General features: G+C 51.4%; 13 protein-coding genes. 10 read left to right on the top strand and 3 right to left on the bottom strand.

Translation table 11 applies throughout. The annotated features are described in order from the left end of the window. Window positions 1–322: 322 nt before the first annotated feature. Window positions 323–2605 carry a hybrid sensor histidine kinase/response regulator transcription factor gene (locus FYJ73_RS10995; RefSeq protein WP_154534762.1) on the bottom strand — a complete coding sequence of 761 codons (2283 nt, stop codon included), beginning with the start codon at window positions 2603–2605 and terminating at the stop codon, window positions 323–325. 261 nt (window positions 2606–2866) lie between these two features. On the opposite strand from FYJ73_RS10995, the gene FYJ73_RS10990 reads away from it, so the two are divergent. The 5 genes from FYJ73_RS10990 to FYJ73_RS10970 are packed head-to-tail and all read left to right on the top strand — an operon-like array spanning window position 2867 to window position 12425. Then, window positions 2867–5935, top strand: coding sequence for a SusC/RagA family TonB-linked outer membrane protein (locus FYJ73_RS10990; RefSeq protein WP_154534768.1), 3069 nt, complete (start codon window positions 2867–2869; stop codon window positions 5933–5935). A gap of 16 nt (window positions 5936–5951) precedes the next feature. After that, window positions 5952–7691: a RagB/SusD family nutrient uptake outer membrane protein gene (locus FYJ73_RS10985; protein ID WP_154534761.1), complete on the top strand. Its 1740-nt coding sequence runs from the start codon at window positions 5952–5954 to the stop codon at window positions 7689–7691. Then, entirely contained in the window at window positions 7685–9082 is a 1398-nt protein-coding gene (locus FYJ73_RS10980; protein ID WP_154534760.1) for a DUF4960 domain-containing protein, read from the top strand. The genes FYJ73_RS10985 and FYJ73_RS10980 overlap by 7 nt, the downstream gene beginning before the upstream one ends. An 11-nt stretch (window positions 9083–9093) precedes the next feature. Continuing rightward, window positions 9094–10683: a glycoside hydrolase domain-containing protein gene (locus FYJ73_RS10975; RefSeq protein ID WP_154534759.1), complete on the top strand. Its 1590-nt coding sequence runs from the start codon at window positions 9094–9096 to the stop codon at window positions 10681–10683. 14 nt (window positions 10684–10697) lie between these two features. Continuing rightward, window positions 10698–12425, top strand: coding sequence for a glycoside hydrolase family 32 protein (locus FYJ73_RS10970; RefSeq protein WP_154534758.1), 1728 nt, complete (start codon window positions 10698–10700; stop codon window positions 12423–12425). 113 nt (window positions 12426–12538) lie between these two features. Here the strand turns inward: FYJ73_RS10970 and FYJ73_RS10965 are convergent, their stop codons facing one another. Beyond that, on the bottom strand, window positions 12539–15436 hold the full coding sequence (locus tag FYJ73_RS10965; RefSeq protein WP_235899333.1) for a M16 family metallopeptidase: 2898 nt from the start codon (window positions 15434–15436) through the stop codon (window positions 12539–12541). A 181-nt stretch (window positions 15437–15617) separates the two neighbouring features. On the opposite strand from FYJ73_RS10965, the gene FYJ73_RS10960 reads away from it, so the two are divergent. Both FYJ73_RS10960 and FYJ73_RS10955 read left to right on the top strand, forming a co-directional pair. Then, window positions 15618–16334, top strand: coding sequence for a Bax inhibitor-1/YccA family protein (locus tag FYJ73_RS10960; protein WP_154534757.1), 717 nt, complete (start codon window positions 15618–15620; stop codon window positions 16332–16334). 338 nt (window positions 16335–16672) lie between these two features. Continuing rightward, window positions 16673–17560, top strand: a complete 888-nt coding sequence (locus tag FYJ73_RS10955; protein ID WP_154534756.1) for a Fic family protein — start codon at window positions 16673–16675, stop codon at window positions 17558–17560. Window positions 17561–17631: 71 nt separating this feature from the next. Here FYJ73_RS10955 and FYJ73_RS10950 read toward each other — a convergent pair whose 3' ends face one another. Beyond that, window positions 17632–21081, bottom strand: a complete 3450-nt coding sequence (locus tag FYJ73_RS10950) for a GH92 family glycosyl hydrolase (RefSeq protein WP_235899332.1) — start codon at window positions 21079–21081, stop codon at window positions 17632–17634. 107 nt (window positions 21082–21188) lie between these two features. Here FYJ73_RS10950 and FYJ73_RS10945 point away from each other — a divergent pair, with 107 nt between their 5' ends. From FYJ73_RS10945 to FYJ73_RS10935, 3 genes are read left to right on the top strand one after another with little or no spacing between them, the layout of a single operon-like run. Further along, on the top strand, window positions 21189–21443 hold the full coding sequence (locus FYJ73_RS10945; protein WP_235899331.1) for a DUF3791 domain-containing protein: 255 nt from the start codon (window positions 21189–21191) through the stop codon (window positions 21441–21443). Then, window positions 21430–21924, top strand: a complete 495-nt coding sequence (locus FYJ73_RS10940) for a DUF3990 domain-containing protein (protein ID WP_154534755.1) — start codon at window positions 21430–21432, stop codon at window positions 21922–21924. Before FYJ73_RS10945 ends, FYJ73_RS10940 begins: the two co-directional genes overlap by 14 nt. Continuing rightward, on the top strand, window positions 21921–22151 hold the full coding sequence (locus FYJ73_RS10935; RefSeq protein WP_154534754.1) for a hypothetical protein: 231 nt from the start codon (window positions 21921–21923) through the stop codon (window positions 22149–22151). Before FYJ73_RS10940 ends, FYJ73_RS10935 begins: the two co-directional genes overlap by 4 nt.

Genomic DNA, 22151 nt, shown 5'->3' with positions numbered 1-22151 from the left:
CCGTAGTTCTGAAAAGCGAGTGCAAAGGTACAGCTTTTACCAATACCCTCCAAACTTTTCCCGAGTTTTTTTGAAGAAAATACGCAAGTTTTCGTTTTGTTTGACAAAAAGAGAGGCGGTCACCTTAATTAAATATTATAGGGGAGGACGGAAGAAAGCAAAGACTAGGTGTCGCTGCAAAGCAGCAACCTATAGAACCCAACACAACAAAAAAGAGAATCTGAGACAATGATACCGAGAATCTGAGACAGTGATACACAGAGAATCTGAGACTGCGATACACAGAGAATCGAAGGAGAATAGTGGCAGGAAAGCAAGAAGTTTATAAGGGATTTGTTAAGTCTTCGAAATCATTCGAAGTTCTTATCTCACTTGGTGATTTTCCAAATTCTTCTTTGAAGCACACACTAAGATATGAAGGACTTCCAAAACCAGTCTGATAGGCGATCTCAGCTATTGTGAGATTTGTTGTCTGCAATAGTAGCAGTGCACGCTTAATGCGAGCTTTTCGCAGCAGCTCCACTGGCGTAATGCCAATGATAGCTTTTGTCTTTCTATACAGTTGTATATAGCTGATATTCATAATGTCAGCAACCTGTGTCATCTTCAATTTCTGATCTGAGAGATGATCCAATACCGTCTTACGCAACAGTTCGACGAACTGTTTGTCGCTACCTTCGATATTTTTCGTTGCTTGAACCCACTCGGAGTTGCTGTCAAAAATTTCTTTCAACCGTTTATGGTTGCTGAGCAGATTGTTGACGCGTGCAAGCAATACTTCGGCACTAAATGGTTTGGTCATATATTCGTCGGCACCATGCCCAAAGCCCTCGATACGTTGTGCCTCCTGAGCGCGTGCCGTAAGCAAGATGACAGGTATATGACAAGTTATCTTAGTTTGTTTGATGATCTGGCAGCACTCCAAGCCGTTCATCTCTGGCATCATGATGTCACTGATAACCAGATCGGGTAAGTATTTCTGTGTCATACTGACCCCTTCTTTCCCGTTGGCAGCTTCAAAGACATTATATTTCTTTTCAAGTATGCTTCTCAGATAGTTACGTATGTCTGCATTGTCGTCAATGATAAGGATCTGTTGGCGACTGTCATCCTCATTGATGATATCATCAGCCAATGAAGGCTGTACAGTCTTAACATTCTCACTTTCTGTGACATTGGCGTATTCATGCTGAGATTGACACGACGGTACAGTGTTGTCGTCAACAGTAGTGTTATTGCTATCAAAAGACAGCACGCCATCAATAAGCAATGAGAGCTGACGGACATTACGACTCACCATTTTTACCGTCTCGAGGTCTTTTCCTTTCAATGTATTGCTTGCAAGTAGTTGTTCCACGGGTCCACTCACCAGTGTCAGAGGTGTGCGCAACTGATGGCTCGCATTGGTAAAGAAGTCTATTTTTTCTTTATCCAATTGTTGTATCTTCTTGTTGATTTGCTCGTGTGTCTTACGCAGGTATACTTGGTAGCCAGCTATGACGATGAGCAACAGCACCACGATAACAGCCATCACGAGTATAATCTTTTGACTTTGATACAAATTGATATATCTGTCGATATTGTTGTATAACTCTGAAATTTTGGCCGTTTGGTTAAGCATCTCTCGGTTCTGCATGTCAACGATTGTCGCATTGTCCTTTGTTACCAAAGCCGAGGTAAGGATATTGATGCGCCTGAACGGCTTATGCTGCAGAATATTCATTGCAAGCGGAATGATTTTTTCACCTTTAGTAGGATAGATGTAAGAAGCCGTGAGTTTCCCCTCACGCACCCATTCCACACCTTGGTTGGGTCCGGGTAATCCATCGATACCGACGAATTTCATATTTTTCTCCAGCCCCATATCTTTAGCCCCAAGATAAGCCCCAAGAGCTTCGCCATCGTTATGACAGAAAACACATATAGGGCGATGACCTTCTTTAAGAAATTGATACATCAACTTTCGTGGAGTTTTGATTGTCCAATCGCCTTGAAGGGTCGTTACCTTTATGTGTTTATTGCTTTTCGCGATTGTTTCCATAAAGCCGCGATGCCGCTCCTCAACGGGTGTAGAGCCTTCGAGTCCTGTGATCTCCACGACGTCATCTCCATTATTGACTTGCGATATGACAAACTGTGCCATATAGCGGCCTATGGCAACATTGTCAGCACCAATGAAAGCGGTGTACTTCTCAGACTGGGTCATCCGGTCATAAAGAATGACCGGAACGCCTTTATCGTAGGCACGCTCAATAGCCGGGGACACCGTTTTAGTATCGCTTGGGGAGACGACAAGAAGGTCAACGCCGTCGGCCACCATAGAATCTATCTGCGCCACCTGCCGTCGGCCGTCGTTCTCAGCAGAGGCAAAGACGACATCGACATTACTATATTGATATTGCCCGATTTTGATTTCACTATTAGCTTTCTGTCTCCATCCATCATTGCTGCATTGCGAGACACCAATGCGATAGCGGTGCTGTTGGCATGACAGCAAGAGACAAAGGCACGACAGCATTACGAAGCGTAACACCATCTTGCATGACATTGCTTTCTTCAGAAAAGAGTCTCTGCAAAAGAATAGGTTCAGCAATAGCGGTTTCATGGTTTCTTTCTGATTGTCAGTTGCAAAGATATTGTTTTTCTTTCATATTTGAAAGGCTTTGGCTGAAAAAAGCGAAGCCGAGTTCAAATATTCTATCATTTCCATTTAAATTTCTAACATGCATGGATTTTAAAAACCGCTGATAGAATTTTGTAACACCATATTATAATAATTCCCATAACTTTGCGGCAGAAACCAAAAGTAATTAGAAACTTAAACCAAAGTAACATGAACCAGACTTTTAAGTTTGTATTTGGGGCGATGGCATGTTGGTATGGTCTGACAGCACAAGCCCAGCAGGGAAGCCGCATCACCGGAATGGTGGTAGACGGAACTGGCGAGCCGGTTATCGGTGCTACTGTCATGCAGGAAGGCACAAGCAATGGTGTGGTGACCGACATCGATGGAAAGTTTGTAATCAATGTACCTGCAGGTAGCAAGCTCACCATTTCTTATATCGGTTTCAAGACGACTTCCACGTCGGCTGCCGACAATATGAAAGTGGTGTTGCACGATGACAGCAAGCAACTCAATGAAGTTGTCGTCACCGGCTATACCGTACAGCGTAAAGCCGACCTGACAGGCGCCATCTCTGTAGTTAGCGTTGATGATTTGGCCAAGCAAAATGAGAACAACCCCATGAAAGCTTTGCAGGGAAGAGTGCCAGGCATGAACATCAGTGCCGACGGCTCACCCTCAGGAGCTGCTACCGTGAGAATCCGCGGTGTGGGAACGCTCAACAACAATGACCCACTTTATATCATCGACGGCGTGCCTACAAAAGCCGGCATGCACGAGCTCAATGCTGCTGATATCGAAAGCATCCAAGTGCTCAAAGATGCGGCTTCTGCATCTATCTATGGCAGCCGCGCTGCCAACGGCGTCATCATCATCACTACAAAGAAAGGTAAGAATGGCAAGGTGAAGGTCGATGTCGACGCTTCTGTGGCAGCCTCCATGTATGCCCATAAGATGGATGTGCTCAACGCCAAGCAATATGGTCAGGTGATGTGGCAGGCCTATGTCAACGACGGTCTGGATCCAAATACCAACGGTTTGGGCTATCACTACAATTGGGGCTACAACCCAGCCGGCTATCCTGTGCTCAACAGCATCAGCATGTCGAAATATCTCGACGCTGCCGGGACGACACCCGCCGCAGACACCGACTGGTTTGACGAGACAACGCGCACGGGTGTCATTCAGAACTATAATGTGGCGGTGAGCAACGGTTCTGAGCGCGGCTCTTCCTATTTCTCGTTAGGCTACTATAAGAATCTGGGTATCATCAAGACATCTGACTTCGAACGCTTCTCTGCACGTATGAATACGGAATACGATGTCATCAAGAACGTGCTGACCTTAGGTGAGCATTTCACGCTGAACCGCACCTCAGAAGTACAGGCTCCCGGCGGATTCTTAGAGAACGTCCTGCAGTTCAACCCCTCTCTCCCCGTCTATACCACCGATGGCAGTTATGCCGGTCCCGTGGGCGGCTACCCGGACCGTGAGAACCCAGTGGCACGTCTGCATCGCAACGCCGACAACCGGTATACCTACTGGCGTGCTTTTGGCGACGCCTATGTCAATCTCCATCTCTTCAAGGGTTTCAACCTCCGCTCTACCTTCGGCCTCGACTACGCGCAGAAGCAGCAGCGCTTCTTCACCTATCCCATCACTGAAGGCAATGTGGCAACTTCCACCAATGCCGTGGAAGCAAAACAGGAACATTGGACTAAATGGATGTGGAATGCGGTGGCGACCTACAATTTCGTCAAGGATCAGCACCGTTTTGATGCCATGGCCGGTGTGGAGCTCAACCGAGAGGATGATATCAATTTCTCAGGCTATAAAGAAAGCTACATCATTCTCAATCCAGACTACATGTGGCCCAGTGCCGGCATGGGTTCTGCCCAAGCTTACGGTGGTGGCGAAGGCTATTCCCTGGTATCGTATTTTGGTAAGGCCAACTATACCTATGCTGACAAATACCTGGCCTCCGCCACAGTGCGCTATGACGGTTCAAGCCGTTTCGGCAAGAACAACCGCTATGCAATGTTCCCCAGCTTCTCTCTTGGATGGCGCATCAGCCAGGAGAAGTTTATGAAAGCCAAATGGATTGATGACCTCAAGCTACGTGCCTCATGGGGACAGACCGGTAACCAGGAAATCTCCAATATAGCCCGCTACACCATCTATGAGAGCAACTATGGTGTCAACGAGAGCGGTGGACAGAGTTATGGCACATCCTACGACATCGCCGGCACTAATGGCGGACAAATTCTCTCGTCAGGCTTTAAGCGCAACCAGATTGGCAACGACGACATCAAATGGGAGACAACTACACAGACTAATTTAGGTCTCGACTACACGCTCTTCGACAACTCGCTCTACGGCAGCCTTGACTGGTACTATAAGAAGACTACCAATATCCTCGTGCAGATGGCTGGCATCGCCGCCATGGGCGAGGGTAGCTCACAGTGGATCAATGCCGGCGAGATGGAGAACAAGGGTGTGGAGTTCAACTTCGGTTACCGTAAGAACACCCGGTGGGGACTGAAATATGACATCACCGGCAACATCGGCACCTATCGTAATAAGATTACCAAGCTGCCCGCCACTGTCGCTGCCAACGGTACATTCGGAGGTAATGGCGTGAAGAGTGTCATCGGACATCCTATGGGCGCGCAGGTGGGATATGTCGCTGACGGCATCTTCAAGAGCCAGGACGACATCGACAACCACGCCAAGCAGGAAGGGGCTGCCTTGGGACGCATCAGATGGAAGGACCTCAATGGCGACAACGTCATCACGGAAGCCGACCAGGACTGGATATACAATCCCGTACCCGACTTCACTTATGGCCTGAACGTCTATTTGCAATACAAGCAGTTCGACTTCACGATGTTCTGGCAGGGTGTACAGGGCGTAGATGTCATCTCAGACTTGAAGAAAGAGACCGATATCTGGGCAGGACTGAACATCGGCTTCCTCAACAAAGGCACCCGTCTGCTCAATGCCTGGAGCCCGACCAATCCGAACAGTAACATCCCGGCGCTCTCACTGAGTGACAACAACAACGAGAAGCGGGTCTCGTCCTACTGGGTTGAGAACGGCTCTTATCTGAAGCTGCGCACCATACAGCTGGGATATAACGTGCCCGAGAATCTGGCAAAGAAACTGTACATGCAGCGGCTGAGATTCTATGTCAGCGCACAGAACCTGCTCACGATACATGCATCAAACTTTACAGGCGTGGACCCGGAGAACCCCAACTATGGCTATCCTATCCCTCTGAACATCACGTTCGGACTCAACGTTACATTCTAACACTATTATCACTACCATGAAAAAGTCTATATATATAGGAGCCTTGGCTCTCAGCTTGCTGACGGCCAGCTGCTCCGACTTCCTTGACAAACAGACCCCACAGGGTGTTCTGACGGATGAACAGGTGAAGTCGTCCCAATATGTTGATAACCTCGTCATCTCTGCCTATGCCGTTTGGATTTCCGCTGAGGACATCAACTCCTCTTTCTCTATGTGGAACTATGATGTACGCAGTGACGATGCCTACAAGGGCGGAAATGGTACCAGCGACGGTGACGTGTTCCATCAGCTTGAGATATCACAGGGCATTCTGACAACGAACTGGAACATCAGTGACATGTGGCAGCGCCTCTACAACGGCATCTCCCGTGTCAACACCGCCATCGCACTGCTCGATCAGACCGATGAGGCTACCTATCCACTGAAGAACGAGCGCATCGCTGAGATGAAGTTCCTGCGCGCTTACGGTCATTTCCTTCTCAAGCGACTGTATAAGAACATCCCGTTCATTATGGATGAGCATCTCACCACAGCGCAGTATAACGAGCTCTCCAACAGACAGTACAGCAATGACGAGGGCTGGCAGCTCATTATCGATGACTTAGAGGAAGCCTACAAGACACTGCCTGTCACGCAGGCTGACAAGGGTCGGCCTACAAAGGCTGCTGCCGCCGCTTTCCTCACAAAGGCCTATCTCTATAAGGCATACCATCAGGATGACCCCAACACCAATGAGGTGACGAGCATCAACAAGGATGACCTCGCCAAAGTGGTGGAATACAGCGATCCGGCTATCTACACCGCCGGTGGCTATGGACTGGAGAGTGATTTCCACAACAACTTCCGCCCTGAAGAGCAGTATGAGAACGGAAAGGAGAGCATCTGGGCCATGCAATACTCAAAGAACGACGGTACGAAATATGGCAACCTCAATTGGAGCTACGGTCTGATCGTACCCAATATCCCCGGCGTCACCGATGGTGGATGCGACTTCTACAAGCCGAGCCAGAATCTTGTCAACGCCTACCGTACCAGTGCCGACGGACTGCCCTTGCTCGACACCTACAATCAGAAGGACTACGACAAGGCCACCGACTATGCCGACCCGCGCCTCTTCCTCACCGTCGGCATGCCCGGACTGCCTTATGAGTTCAATCCCAAATACATCATGGACAACAGTGCCGCCTGGAGCCGCTCCAACGGTCTGTATGGTCATTATGTCACCCTCAAGCAGAATGTAGACCCTGACCTCGTGGGTTCCTATCTCATCAAGGGCTCCTGGTGGGGAACATCCGAGAACCGTATCGTCTTCCGCTATGCCGATGTGCTCTTGGAACGTGCCGAGGCACTCGTACAGCTCAACGACGGACGCATCCCAGAGGCCATCAGCCTCGTCAACCAACTGCGGCAGCGCGCCAAGCAGAGTACCAGCGTCATCGCCAACTATCAGCACGACTATGGCGTGAAGATGAATATCACCACCTACAAAGGCAACTACGACCAGACTCAGGCGCTGAAGATTGTCAAGATGGAGCGTCGCTTGGAGATGGGCATGGAATGTGAGCGATTCTTCGACCTCGTACGCTGGGGAGAAGCCGACAAAGTCCTCAACAAGTACTATGCTGAGGAGGCCAACGACTGCTCCATATACACAGCTGCTCATTTCACTAAGAACAAAAACGAGTACCTGCCCATTCCATACGCTCAGATAGCAGCTTCCAATGGACATTACACACAAAACATAGGAGAATGGTAACGATGAAGACAAAGATTTTTTCTATTCTATACGCAGTTGTCATGATATTGGCTTTGTCGGCCTGCTCCGACTCCAATGTCTCTGACCTGCTGCTCAACGGCAACTGTGACGTCACGGCACTGAAAGCTGACAACTACGATGGTATCATCGACAAGTCCGCCCGCACCATCACGGTGAGGGTGCCGGAAGGCTACGATGTCCGCAACATGAAAATTTCCGCCCTCAGCCTGAGTGACGGAGCCGAGAGTAATATCAAGGAGGGCGACGCCCTCAATCTTCTCACCCCACAGGTCATGCATGTCACTAACGGCGATGTATACCTTGACTGGACCATATCGGCACAGCACGATGAGGCGAAGATAACGTCGTTCAAAATTAACGGTACCTATGTGGGTGTCATCAACGAGGAGCAGAAGACCATCTCCGTCTTCGTCCCCAACACGCTCAACCTGGCCAGCCTCACGCCGACCATCACGCTCAGTGCCAACGCCACGGTATCTCCTGAAAGCGGGGTGGCTACCGACTTCACGCATCCGGTGGAATACACGGTCACCAACAACACGGCCTCGGCCACTTATACCGTCACCGTGACTGCCATCGGCAAGCCTTCTGCTGTCTATGTCGGACTGGCGCAGTCCGTTGACCAGCTCAATATAGAGGAGCAGACAGCCTGCAACTGGATGCTGGCCAACATCCCCAACTCGCTCTATGCCTCTTTCGATGACATCAAGAACGGAACGGTCGACCTCTCCGAGTGTAAGGTCATCTGGTGGCATTTCCATAAAGACGGCGGCGTCGATGGCAAGGAAGCTTTTGAGAAAGCGGCACCCGAGGCTATCAACGCTGCGGTGGCACTCCGCGACTATTACAACAATGGCGGGTCGTTCCTCTTCACACGCTATGCCACCAACATGCCGGCAGAGATAGGAGCTGTGGCCAACAACGCTTGTCCTAACAACTGTTGGGGGCAGAACGAGGCCGATGCCGAGACGGTCAATGGACCGTGGAACTTCTCTATCCTGGGACATACCAGCCATCCGCTCTTCCAGAACCTCGTCATGAAGGACGGTGACGCGAATGCTGTCTTTACTTGCGACGCTGGCTACCGCATCACCAACTCTACGGCACAATGGCACATCGGAAGCGACTGGGGCGGATATGCCGACTATGCTACCTGGCGAAGCAAGACAGGCGCCACAGACCTTGCCTATGGAGGCGACGGTGCTGTCGTGGCATGGGAATTCCCGGCTACCAACGGGCACGGCGACATCCTCTGCATCGGTTCGGGATGCTACGACTGGTACAGCGTGGCCCCACTGTCCGAGGAGGGCTATCACGCCAACGTGGCCCGTATGACGAAGAATGCTTTCAACTATCTTATGAACAAATAACTCAGCACAACATGAAACCAATGATATTTGCTACCTTGATGGCGACTGCCATGGCGATGACTGCCTGCAGCAGCGACAACGAGACCGTGGAGACAAAGGATTGGTCGACAACGACCTACTTTGCTTCTACTGACGCCCAGGAGCAGGAGACGTATTATAAGCCTTCCGTAGGCTATGTGGGTGACCCCATGCCGTTCTATGACCCTAAGGCCGGTGACTTCAAGATCCTCTATCTTCAGGAGTTCCGACCCAACCAGGCGGGAACCTATCATCCCATCTGGGGACTGTCCACAACCGACGGTGCCAGCTATACACCGCTTGGCGAACTCATCCCCTGCGGCGGACTTCAGGAACAGGATGCTGCGTTAGGAACGGGCTCTACTGTGTACAACGATGCCGACGGGAAGTATTACACTTTCTATACCGGCAACAAATACCAGCCTACGGCAGATGACTGCGGTGAAGCCGTGATGATGGCTTCGTCGCCCGATTTCAAGACCTGGACCAAGAGCCGTACGTTCCTCCTCCGTGGCAGCGACTATGGCTACAGCCGTAATGACTTCCGCGACCCCTTTGTCTTCAAAGGCGACGACGGCAAGTGGCACATGATCGTGTCGACGACAGCCAACAACAAAGGAACCTTAGCAGAGTTTCTCTCCGACGACTTGAAGAGCTGGACGAGCAACGGACAGTTTATGAACATGATGTGGGACCGCTTCTACGAGTGTCCCGACATTTTCAAGATGGGCGACTGGTGGTACCTCATCTACAGTGAGAAACATGCTGCCGTGCGCCGTGTGCAGTATTTCAAAGGCAAGACGCTCGAAGAACTCAAGGCGTGCACGGCCAATGATGCCAGCCGATGGCCTGACAGCCATGAGGGATTCCTCGACAGCCGTGGCTTCTATGCCGGCAAGACGGCTTCCGATGGTACCAACAGATATATCTGGGGCTGGTGCCCCACACGCTCGGGAAAGAACAATACGGCAGTAGGTGCTTATCCCGCTGAGCCAGAGTGGGCGGGCAACCTCGTCATGCACCGCCTCATTCAGCATAGCGATGGAACGCTGACCTTGGGTGAGGTGCAAGGAATCAGCAATAAATATAACAAGGTGCAGACCCTCAAGGCTGAATCGCTCAGTGAGGGGGCCTCAGCGCAAAGCGGTAATAGCTTCCAGCTTACGGGCAATGCCAACGTGCTCTTCAACCGCTTAGGAACCTGCAACCGCATTTCCTTCACGGTTAAAACCAGCGGCAACACGGATAAATTTGGCATCTCACTTGTCAGAGGCAGTGACTCTAAGAAGTATTACTCGCTTGTCGTCAACCCTGAGAGCGACAACACGCGCAAGGTCAACTTTGAAGAGGAAGGCGCCGAGGGAGCCGGATTCATCGGCGGCATCGACGGATACGTCTTCAACCGTCCGGCTGACAACACCTACCACATCACCATCTACACCGACAACAGCGTCTGCGTGATGTACATCAATGATGTGGCCTGCTACACCAACCGCATCTATGGCATCCAGAAAAATTGCTGGAGTATCAACAGCTATGATGGAGCAATAAACGTAAGCAATGTGGAGGTACACCAATATTAAAACCCTTCAGACTTATGAAAATCTCTCTTTTCCTATTCATAGCTTTTCTGATGCTTGCTGGTCCTTTGACGGCACAACCAGAGACAAAGCTTCATACGCAAGTTCTCGCAGACGATCACGTCATGGTCAAAATTCCCTGCCACGACCGCTATGTCCTGCTGCCTGTAGAAGAGACCCAAAGCTATGACCACATCCGCGTCATCAAGGACAATGCCGTAGTGCAGGAGTTCAATGTACGGCTGGCTGCTAACAAGGCAGACTATTATGTTCCCCTCGACATCAGCCGCTTCACCAAGGACGGAAAGTCGGTGCTTCTGGATATCATCGTCAACCGCGGTGATGTCGCCAACTCTGCCAGCAAGGCTGCCACTTCCGACCTTGCCGCTTGGAAACTGCTCAAGACCGCTCAAACCGTAGACATGAAGAACCGGGAGAAGTTTCGCCCAGTCTATCATCATACGCCGGCTTACGGCTGGATGAACGATCCCAATGGCTTGTTCTATAAGGACGGAGTCTGGAATCTCTACTACCAGCACAACCCCTATGGCTCGACGTGGGAGAATATGACGTGGGGACACGCCACCTCCACAGACCTCTGCCACTGGAAGTTTGAGGGCGAGGCTATCGAGCCCGATGCTCTGGGTACGATCTTCAGCGGATCGGCAGTGGTCGATAAGGACAATACAGCGGGCTTCGGCCCGGGAGCCGTAGTGGCCTACTACACCTCCGCCGGCAAGGCGCAGACACAGAGTATGGCCGTCAGCACCGACAACGGCATGACCTTCACCAAGTATGCAGACAACCCGGTGCTGACCTCCGACATCCCCGACTTCCGCGACCCGCATGTCATCTGGTACCCGCAAGGACAAAAATGGATCCTCATCGTCTCGGAGAAACAGCACATGAAGCTCTTCTCTTCGAAGAACCTCAAGGACTGGACCTTTGAGAGCGACTTCGGTGAGGGCTACGGCTCCCACGCCGGTGTATGGGAGTGTCCCGACCTCCTCGACATGGGTGGTGGCCACTGGATTCTCGTCTGCAACATCAATCCCGGCGGTCCCTTCGGTGGTTCGGCGACCCAGTATTTCACAGGCTCCTTTGACGGCCACAAGTTCATCTGCGACAGCGACCCGTCAGTCACGAAGTGGATGGACTGGGGCAAGGATCACTATGCCACTGTGACGTTCAACAATGCTCCCAATGGCCGCCATGTCGCGCTGCCGTGGATGAGCAATTGGCAGTATGCCGCGCAGGTACCCACCAAGCAGTATCGCTCCGCCAACGGCATCGCCCGTGACTTAGGCTACTTCGAGTATAAAGGCACCGGCTATTGCAGCGTGAAGCCGTCACAGGAAATCCTCGACGCCTTCTCCAAGAAACCTCAGGCTTCGCTGACACCTGCCTGCCGCGTCGACGTGCAACTCCGTGGCAACAGCGTAATCACGCTTTCCAACGGCAAGGGCGAGAGCGTAACCATGACCTATAACGCCAAGGAGGAGAAGTTCTCCATGGACCGCACGAAGAGTGGAATGACCGATTTCAGCACCGACTTCCCCGCGCTGACGACGGCACCTACTTATGGCAAGATAAAAACGCTCCAAATCTTCATCGACAAGAGCAGTATTGAAGCCTTCGATGCTAACGGCAAGATGGCCATGACAAACATCGTATTTCCTTCAGAACCCTACACCAAGCTGACGGTGAAGGGTGGTAAAGCCAAAATATACAATCTGAAAAGATAGCGCACAAAGGCTTCTTTCCTCTATAATAACTGAGGAAAGAAGCCTTTGAACTTTATATATTCCACACGAATACACATGCACGTGGTCATGCTATTGTCATCAAACCATCGTGTCTATCTGCTGATGTCACGCTTCCGGAGTAAGACAACCCTGCCATACCGTTTCAGTTGTTTCATATCGAGCTTGCGCTTGTCTCCCACAATAATATAGCAGGCAGGAGTGTTTTGCACATGATTTTGGTAGAAACGGGAGACATCACCTATACCCAGCTTTGGCAGCAAACGAAGCGTAACTGAGTCCGGATCCAGCGTATAGCCTTTCAGCCGGCACGTGGCGACATAGCTGCCCAACGAGCGAAAAGCGGGATAACCGTTGTTGACGGCGTTGACCAAGCCCTGGCGTGCTGTCCGGATATTTTCCTCACGCACAGGCATCTTGCGGAGTACGGAGTCAAGCACGCCAAGTGCCGCCATCGTCTTGTCGGACTGACAGCCTAAGCGGGTGACATAGGCGCAAGGCGACTGAGGATGAACGAGCAGGTCTGGCTGGAGCCAGCGGCCATAAGCATAGTAGGCATAAGAGCGAAACTCACGGATGTCCTGGAACAACACCGACGACATGCCACCCCCGAAATAGGTTCCCCACAAATGGAACGGTGCCCGCAGACTATCCGAAGGCAGAGCCCCCACCTGCTGGTAAGAGCCAACGATGGTCTGGCGGGCACGGGAATTGTCATAGACATAGACCGTAGGCACGTCGACAGACTGCAAAGGATGGAGCACCGGACGCCAAGGACTGCACACTTTGTCAAGTGGCAGAGCGGTTGCGGCGAGATGAGCAACACTGTCCACGGGCAGCGTACCCGTGTAGATGATGTCGAGCTGACTGCGCTGCACCTCGCGGAAGAGGTTCACAAGGCCAGAGGCTTTCAGGCGTCTTGCCTCTTTGACTGTCAACCGCGAAAGATAGGGAGAACTGTCACCCAAGGCAACCTTTTGATAGATAGCATCCGCAATGTTGGCATTCTCTTTCAAAAACGACCGCCGGTTAAGTCTGAGTTCCTTACAGCAGACACGCAACTTGGCATTGTCCGTTGCCGCGCTGTCGAGAAACGAGCGCAACAGGCGCAAGGCGGGAACAAACTGGGAATCAAAGCCCATCAGTGTCACCTTGACATTGCCGGCATCGGCCGACACATCGAGCGTAGCCCCCAATTGTTGGAGTTCCCGCCCCATTTGCTGGCGAGACTTCGACGTAGTCCCCACACGATTGAGGTAGTCTCCCAATATTTCTATACGGTGGTCAGTGGCTGAGCCACGGCGATAGCAGAGTTGAAGAGAGAAGATCTCGTTATCAGGATTCTTCACCCCATAGAGTCGCACCAAGGGGCACAAGGACCGTTCAGCAACATCGCGTTTGAAATCAACGAGTTTTGGGGGCACCGAGTCCACAGGTTGTGCCTCGATTCGTTTGGCATAGTCGCTTTGCTCACCGGCATGACGGGCCTTTACAGGTTGATAGCCAGGTTGTGCCACTCGCTCCTTGGGATAGCGTCCAAAGGCTTTTTTCACCACGAGAGAGTCATCATTGAAATAGGTACGCGCCACCCTGACGACATCATCATGGGTCACACTGTCGATGCGCGCTGCTTGGGCAAGCACCATATGCCAGCTAAGTCCATGCGAGAAAGCGTTGATCATTGCTGAGCTGCGCCCGCTGACAGTCTCCAAGCTAAGCAACTTCTGCCGGATGAGCGAGCGTTTCACCGCTTGTAACTGAGCATCGTCGAACTGTCCGGTACGCAAGCGGCCGATGGCCTGCCAGCAACGGCGACTTGCTTTCTTCTTAGAACAAAAGGGCAGATTGGGCACAAAGCCAAAGCCAAAAGCACCAAAGTCCTTGAAGTAATAGCTTCCGGCCATGACCGCCATCACCTTTCCGGCATTGTCGAGCGAATCGAGCAGTCCTGTGTGTGACGGATTGGACAGCATCGTCATCATCACTTGGAAAGGAGCCTCATCGCGACTGCCCTCCTGTGGAGCAAGGAAAGCATAGCCCTCGGCCTTGACAACGGGGATCGGTAACTTTAATTTCAACGGTTTCGACCCACGGAAGTCACGCAGCACCGCCTTAGGCGTCTGCGGTGCCTGTCCCATGGGCAACCGCCCGAAAGTACGCTCAAGCAGCGGCATGATGGAGTCGGCACGCAGGTCTCCACAGAGGATAAGCCCCATGTTGCCTGCTACATAATAGCGGTGATAGAAGCGCATCATCTCGCTGAGTCTCGGATTTTTCAGACTGTCAGTAGCCCCGATGATAGGATAGGCATAGGGGGTACCCGCCAGCGCATAGCGTTGGGCAGCCTCGGCGGCCTGCACGAGCATGTTGTCGGAGTACATATTCTTCTCCTCATACACCGTTTCCAATTCGCCCTGGAACAGGCGGAAGACAGGGGAGAGGAAACGTTCGGCATAGAGTTCACACCACTGCGACAGATACGGCGGCGAGAACGTATTGTAGAAAACCGTTTCGTCAAACGACGTATAGGCATTAAGTCCTGTCCCGCCGAAGCGGGTGATGAGGTTTTGAAACTCGTTAGGGATGGCATAGTCGGCAGCCCTGACCGACAGTGCATTAATATGCTTTTGGATCGTCAGCCGTCGAGCAGCATCGGTCGTGGCAGCCAGCAGATCGTATTGATGCGAGATACTGTCGAGCCACGGCTTCTCTTTTTCATAGTCCACCGTGCCGATTTTGTCAGTACCCTTGAACATCAAGTGCTCGAAATAGTGGGCAATGCCCGTGTTGGGGCAATCCTTGGCACCGGCCTTCACCACCACGGCACCATAGACCTTGGGCTGACTGTGGTCGATATTGAGCCACACCGTAAAGCCATTGTGCAACCTCAGCGTCTGCACATCCCACGCGCCTTGCGCATAGGCTACGGTCCAACCCAAGACTGCCAGCAGGACACACACCCATCCCTTTGTCATATTATGATTTCGTGTCATATTGTCTCGCTGATAATGAATAGAACACAAAATTACTGAAAAGGCATCAAAAGCCAACAAGCAGCAATACAAAAAACATTAAATCGCACACTGTTCTTGGCATATTTCTTGCTTTTCAGAAGGGAAAGCTATATATTTGCAGACAATAGTAAACGATAAACATAACTAAAGAACAACAACAATGGAAGTACAAGATTTGGAACAGATCGTCCGCCAACGCGAAGGTGCACTCTCCACCGCCTTTCCCGCGCTGATGCGAAAGGTATATGTATGGATGGCACTGGCACTGGTCATCACTGGCATTTGTGCCTTTGGCACGGCCAGCAGTCCTCACCTGATGACAGCCCTCTACAGCAGTCGGGCAGCCATCTGGATATTGTTGATCGCTGAGATCGGACTGGTATTCTACACTACCGCGCGTATCGACAAGCTGTCGCTGTCTACCGCCACCACGCTTTTCATCATCTACTCGGCACTGAACGGCGTTACGCTGTCGAGTATCTTCCTCGTCTACACAATGACGAGTATCACTCAGGTATTCTTCATCACCGCCGGTACTTTCGGTGCCATGGCTTTCTATGGCTATGTGACGAAGACCAATCTGGCCAAAATCGGGAATATCCTGTTTATGGCACTCATCGGCATCATCATTGCCTCGGTGGTGAACATGTTCCTGCGCAGCTCCGGTTTTGACCTCATCCTGAGCTATATTGGCGTACTGCTCTTCGTGGGGCTCACCGCTTGGGACAGCCAACGTATCAAGCAGGCATTGGCCATGCAGCCCGACATGAGCGAGGCTTCACAGAAGATCGCACTGCTCGGTGCCCTGGAGCTCTACCTCGACTTCATCAACCTCTTCCTCTATCTGCTGCGTATCTTCGGGAAGAGCGACAACTAAGAAAAGAATTGCTCTGATAAGCAATAGACTTCAAACTAACTATAAAGGCCTCCGCGGAATACCGCGGAGGCCTTTGTTTGTTGGTAGCTATTAGCTGAACAAAAAACAGATCAAGACACTGCAATGAGGAAAGACTTCCCGTTGCTGTGAAGCAGCAATTAACATAACCAAGCAACACAAAGAGAGAATACACGTTTTCGACAATTTGCGGCTACAAATACTCCGTCCAAAGTCTTATCGGCAAAAAAGCGAAGCAAAAGTCCAATTCACTTGCCAGTATCGGCAAAAAACCGTATCTTTGCACTATATCAACCAACAGAACTTGCCGATAACGGAAAATGAACATATTAACATCCTCACAATTCGCATCCCTCAACGGCATCTCAGACAGAACCGTCAGGAACTATTGCAGACAGGGAAAAATACCAGGAGCGTTCCTCTCTGGAAAGACATGGAACATCCCGGCCGATGCTGTGCTGCCCAGCCGTAGCCAAAACAAGAAGCTATCACCACTACTCAAAGCTTTGAAAGAACAGAAAGACGGGAAAATAAAAGGTGGAATCTATCATCGAGTCCAAGTAGACTTAACATACAATTCCAATCACATTGAGGGTAGCAAACTGACCAAAGAACAGACCCGCATGATCTTTGAGACGCACACGATAGCCCCACAAGAAGGCCCGGCCGTAAAAGTGGACGACATCATCGAGACCGTCAACCATTTCCGCTGCGTAGACTATATCATAGATCACGCAACCTCTCCATTGACCGAAAGCCTCATCAAAGAGTTGCACAGGATCCTTAAAACAGGAACGACGGACAGCACAAAAGACTGGTTTGCTGTTGGTAACTATAAACGCCTGCCCAACGAAGTTGGTGGCATCGAGACTACAGCACCCGAAAAAGTCAACGAAGACATGAAAGAACTGCTGAAATGGTATAGAAGTGTGAAAGACAAGAACGAGGAATGTATTATCACTTTCCATCAACAATTCGAGTCTATTCACCCGTTTCAAGACGGAAACGGACGTGTAGGGCGCCTCATCATGTTCAAAGAATGCCTGGCACATAACCTCATACCGTTCATCATCGACGAGGACTTGCGCTTCTTCTATTACCGAGGCTTGCGCGAATATCCCCACATCCGCGGCTATCTGATCGACACCTGCCTGGCCGCGCAAGACAAGTTTAAGATGTTGCTCGACTATTTCAGGATCAAGTATTAACCCCCACTTAAGCAGGATTGATGCATTCTTCTTAAGTAGGGGTGATACAATCGCGTCCTCTCTTCTTTGAATTACCTCAGTGGCTCAGGCCCTAACTCTATGACGAGATGTCCACCATTGGTCAGCATGTCGTGAGAAAGAGTGTAGCGGGTGTAAGGTTTTCCGTTCCACGTCATGCGCAGAACATAGCAGTTGCCATTGCCACCACCCCGCGTCTCTATCGTCAGCCGTCCGATGCGCGCATGGCTGAACTGTGGGATGCCAATGACATACTCCGCAGTGCCGGGACAGACAGGATAGAAGCCGAGCATGGAGAACACCTGCCACGCACTCATCTGCCCGGCATCGTCATTGCCCGACAAGCCACCGGGGACATCGCGATACTCCGTGCGCAGGATATCGCTGACCACCCGCTGCGTCTTCCACGGCTCACCCGCCAAGGCATAGAGGTAGGCAATGTGGTGACAAGGCTCGTTGCCATGCCAATAATAGCAGACACTGTCACGACGTCCATCACGATGGAAGCCAAAGAGCGTGTCGAGCTTCTGGATGAACGCCTGCCGTCCGCCCATCGCCCTGATCAAACCGGGAATGTCGTGCGGCACATAGAAACTATAGTGCATGACAGCTCCCTCTGTGATAAACGGCAGGCGACTCGTCAGATCGCGGTTCATCAGCCAGCTGCCATTGGCATGGCGACCGTCTGCCCAACCCGTACGTGGATTCAACACGTTCATCCAGTTGCGAGAACGTCGCATCAGAGTCTCATAGTCTTTTTTCTGGTTCAGAGCCTTGGCCACCTGCGCCACACAGTAATCGTCGTAGGCATATTCCAAGGTTCGCGACACCTGTTCCTGGGTGTGGAAAGCCTCCTTCACACTGTCTTCCAACGGGATGAAGCCATAGCGCAGCCAGCTCTTCAGCGCTCGCCGTCCCATGCCATTGGCATAGTCCTTATCGCTTTTCGGACTTTCAAAAGCATTCCTGCGCAGTCCTGCATAGATGGTTTTGAGGTCACAGGGATGCGTACGGTCGAGTCCCTTTGCCACTGCGTCGGCCACGAGCGAGGCGGCATGGTCACCGATCATCGCACTGGTATAACTGTTCCAGCAAGGGAAGATCGGCATCCAACCGCCCTCGCGGTACATACCTCCGAGACTTTGTATCATGTCGGAAGCCATCTGCGGATGTGTCAGCAACAGCAAGGGCGACTCGGCACGGTAGATGTCCCACATCGAGAAGTCCATGTAGCGGCTGCGCCCCCTGTCCGTGCTGTCGGGCATCATCGGCTGGCCCGAGGCAAAGGCGGGATAGCGCCCGTCAACGTCACTGATAGCGTGCGGCTCGAAGGCAGTACGGTAGAGCGCGCCATAGAACGCGTTGACCTTCGCCTTGTCGCTGTCTTCCACGTCGATGGTCCGCAGTTCATCCTGCCAGATACTGTCCAACGCCAGCCGCGTACCGAGGAAGTCACAGCCTGGGAGCTCGGCACGCAGGTTGCGCCACGCACCGTCGATGCCCGTGAAACTCGTGGCAGCCTTGACCAGCACCTGCTCTCCGCCTTTCACGTCGAGCGTGACGAAGGCCACGGAGTCTTTCACGCCACAGTGGCGGAAAGGTCGCTGAAACTGTACGACGAACCAACCGCTGAAGCCTGCCCGTTCGCCCCAGCCCTGATAGATGCGGTGCACGGGGTTGTAGCCCCAGATGCACTGACGGGCGGTATCTACGGCGACGAAGCCCTCCCGATAGTCGTTGTTTGCTTGGACGACGATATGCATCTCACCACCCTCGTCGGGCATAAAGCGAAAGATGGCACAACGGCTCGTCGCCGTCATCTCGGTCATCAGCTTCTCCTTAGGCAGATAGACACCATAATAATAAGGATGGCTCAACTCATCGTTGTGATTGAATGGAGTGGCGCGCGCTTCGGGTTTCAACCGCAGCCGCCCCGTCATCGGCATGAGCGTAAAGGAACCATAGTCCTGGGTACACCCGCCTACGAGCCAGTGACTGGCGCGGAAACCCTGGAACAGCGAGTCTCTATAATAATAAGGCGCGCGGCACTTCTGTTCCGTGTCTTGTGTCTGCGGTGTCCAAAAGTTCATGCCATGGGGCACGAGCACTGCGGGAAGGGTCTGTCCGTGCTCTTCCGATCCTTTGCCGTAGCGTCCGACAGAAGCTGTCGTGGCGTAGTCGGTACCCACCATCGTGTTGATGGCGCGTGTGCGATCCATCCATTGCTGGCGGTCGAGGAAATGCTGAAAATGACGCTTCAATGCCGCCCAGGAATAAAACGAGACATGACAAGAGTCCTGTGCAAGGGCAGGATGTATACCGTGTAGCGTTATCGGCCGCTCGTTGAGGTAGAAAGCCACCACCACGCTGTCCTGCCGGTTACGGTAGAAAAGCATCTGCAGGTTGGCTGCCATAGGTACCAGTTCCGCAAGATTCAGACTGTCGTCTACCACGGGCGAGGCTCCGAGGAGACTCAACAGACGGTAGAGAGCAGTGTCGTGGCCGAAGCGCAGCGTCACACCAGGCTTTCCCGATGTCAGGACACTGTCGGCACAGAGCACGATATTGCCCCACAGATTGGCGGCACACTGTGCCGGGATACCGTGATTGGCTGGATCGATGCCGTTCTCATAGCGCATCTCACGGCACGCGCGCTGATAGCAATAACGCATCTCGTCGAGGGTGAAAAGGTCGTAGAGCGAGACTCCAGGCAGGTCAACATCCTGCAAGTCGGAAGCCACGGCATAGAGTTCAGAGAAGAGACGTGCCGTGTCGGCGATGGCCTCTGGGTGGCGGAAGAGTGAGGCAAGCAGGCGATGCGTGGGCAGCGTCCAGCTCTTGTCGGTCTGTAACTTCAACAGCATCTCGTCGGGACTCTCGTGGCTCATCCACTGCATGTCTGCCGAGTCGGTGCGCATGTCTATCCTCGCGCCCAACCGCAGGTATTTCATCTCTTCCACAAAGGCTTCCATGCTCTTACGGCAACGGCGCACCACACTCGACCTTGCGGTTACGTGACTATCCGAACCGAACATCTGCGGAAAACGGGATACCATGCGGGCAGCAAGTCCCTGCTGTTGCCGCACTCCCACGGGCGACAGCTGTCCGCCATTGCCCCGTGCATTGTCACAGATCTTTTTCAGCCGACTGCGTACGCTACGCCCCCGCCGTGTCAGCAGCTTCTCGTCTTCGAACTGTTGCCACAACCATTCATAGCGTTTGTCACTCGTCATCCAGCGTGAGCCATGGCGCCCATAATGACTGAGGCAGACCAGGCGATAGCCCTCCGGCGCAGGAGCGAAACAGTTGGTGGGTGGTGCGGAATAGGCATAGTAGATGCCTCCCATCTGCTGATAAGTCTTTTGAATATGAGTACTCAGCGCTCTACGCTTTTGGGCGGCAAGCGGCAAAGCATGCAAGAAGATGGTGCATAGTAGTAAAGACGATATTGCTATCCAGCGCCAGGGTTGCGGCCAGCAAACAGCAGAGGTTTTTGCTTTCATGTTCAGTCAAATGTTAGAGTCCCTACAAAGTTACGATTATTTTCGCTATTTTAAGGCTCAAAGCACGATTATCTGTTGTTACTTTAATGAAATATGCGTATCTTTGCATGACTAAGAATTTAATGATGGAACAAAAGGAAAGACAAGATATTGCATACTTTATTTCGTTTTGTATAGAGCAGTACAAAACAGAAAAAGGCATGGAGGGTGAACAAGTCATGAATTTGTTCAACCGATATGGCGTCTTTGAATACTTGCAAGAGTTCTATGATGTACTTCACACCCAATCTGCCCAATGGTTATTAGGTGATATCAATAAGTTCATCAAGAACAGAAAGGAGGCAGCAAATGGCAATCATTAATGTCTATCATGGGAGTCTGGAAGTTGTCACGCAACCAGAAATAAGAGAGCCCAATCGCCGGTTGGACTATGGAACTGGTTTCTACACCACCACTGCATATTGGCAAGCAGAAAGGTGGGTACAACGACGCATGCGGGAAAGTAAGATAGCAAAAGGATATGTAAACGTCTATGATTTCAACGATACAGCCCTTATCCAGCTGAAATCACTTATCTTTGAAAAGCCTACAGAGGAATGGGTGGATTTCGTTATGCAAAACCGCACTTTGCCGGATTTTAGTCATAACTACGACATTGTGTACGGTCCTGTAGCCAATGATCACGTTTATGCCGCATTTGCTCTCTTTGAAGGAAACGTCATAAGTAAGAAAACCTTAATAGAAGAGCTACGCACTTATCAACTCGTAGATCAATATCTTTTTCATACAGAACGCTCACTGGACTATCTTAAATTTAAAGAAATAAAGGAGGTAACATTATGATTGGAGACATTACTCAACAAAATCTCTACTTAATTATTCCATCAAAAGTGAGTAGAATTGCAGATATTCTCACAACTAAAGAGAACATCAGTCTCATAGATGCTATAAAAAAAGTCTATGCTTCTTCCACCTATAAAAAGCTTTCACAGGAGAGCACAAAGATGTGGCATGAAAGTCCGGTGGATCTTTACTATGATATCGTAAAAGAATCAGCAAGACAACACTGA

The organism is Hallella mizrahii, from assembly GCF_009695775.1.
Classification (GTDB): Bacteria; Bacteroidota; Bacteroidia; order Bacteroidales; family Bacteroidaceae; genus Prevotella; species Prevotella mizrahii.
This window is presented reverse-complemented; position numbering and strand designations above follow the sequence as displayed.